Below are 1,298 nucleotides of genomic sequence, written 5' to 3' on the forward strand. Positions count from 1 at the left end.
GTCGCTGACAGGCACCTCGCTGCTCAACAACGGCGTGATTGCCGGAGTTAATCAGCTTAACGCTGAGATGAGCGGTAACATCGGCCAGCAGACTGACGGGCAGATACTGAGCAATGGCACGGCCACCCTGAAAGCCAATCAGGTAGATAACCAGGGACGTATCCAGGCCGGAGCGCTGGCCGTAGAGGCGGCAGAGCTCACCAACACCGGACTCCTGCTGGGGCAGGCGGCCTTCAGTGCGCAACTGAGCGGTGTATTCCGTAACCTGGCCGCGGGCGATGTGCGCAGCCAGAACGGGCTGCAATTGACGGCGGCAGGGCTGGATAACGTGGGCACTGTCCAGAGTGCGGGGAGCAGTACGTTAGTGCTGACCAACCCGGTGCTCAACACGGGCACATTGGTAGTGGGCGGTGCCTTGTCGCTTCACGCCCCCAGCCTGACTAACAGTGGGTGGTTGCAGGCGGGTAGCCTTACCTTTAACGGTAATCAGTTGGATAACACCGGTACACTGATTGCGGCGGGCAATAGCGGGCTGACGCTCACTGTGTTCAACAACCTGGGTATGTTGCAAGGCGAGAGCCTGCAACTGAATACTGGCAGCCTGAGCAATGCCGGTACGTTGTTGGCCACCCGACAACTGGCAGTGCAGGCGCAACAGATCGATAACGGGCAAAACGCCAAGTTGTTCAGCGCGGGCGATCTGACGCTGGTCAGCGGTGCGCTCAGTCAGTTTGGGCAACTGGTGGCGCTGGGCAATATGGCGTTGACGCTGAATAACGCGTTCGCACAGCAAGGTACCCTGGCGGCAGGCAATACGTTACATCTTTCCAGCCAGGGGGACATCACGCTGACGGGCACCACGCAGGGCCAGAGCCTGGCGATTTACAGTGGTGGGCAATTCACCAACGTCGGTACAGTGCGCGGTGGCAACGGTGACGTGCGGATTGATGCAGTCAGTATCACACAAAACGCAGGCTCCAGCCTGCAATCAGGCGGCCTGGTCCAGTTATTCAGTGGCAGTGTCATCAATAACTACGGTTTTATCGGCACCGCCGGTGATCTGCTGCTGAGTGCAGTGAGCCAACTGTTCAACAGCGGCATGCTGTACAGTGGTGGCAACATGCACCTGCTGGCGGACCGTATTGCTAACCAGTACGGCGATATTCTGGCGGGCAACAGCCTGTGGATGCAACGCGATACCGCAGGTAATGCCAACAGCGAAATCGTCAATACGTCTGGCACCCTCGAAACCGAAAACGGCGATATCACCCTTAACACCACACATTTGCTGAATCAGC

At 58.2% G+C, this 1,298-nt stretch carries 1 pseudogene; it reads left to right on the forward strand.

Annotated features, from left to right (window positions below):
* Positions 1–1,298: pseudogene (locus BMI79_RS22810) on the forward strand (hemagglutinin repeat-containing protein); the annotation flags it as partial.

This window comes from Serratia oryzae, from assembly GCF_001976145.1.
Classification (GTDB): domain Bacteria; phylum Pseudomonadota; class Gammaproteobacteria; order Enterobacterales; family Enterobacteriaceae; genus Chania; species Chania oryzae.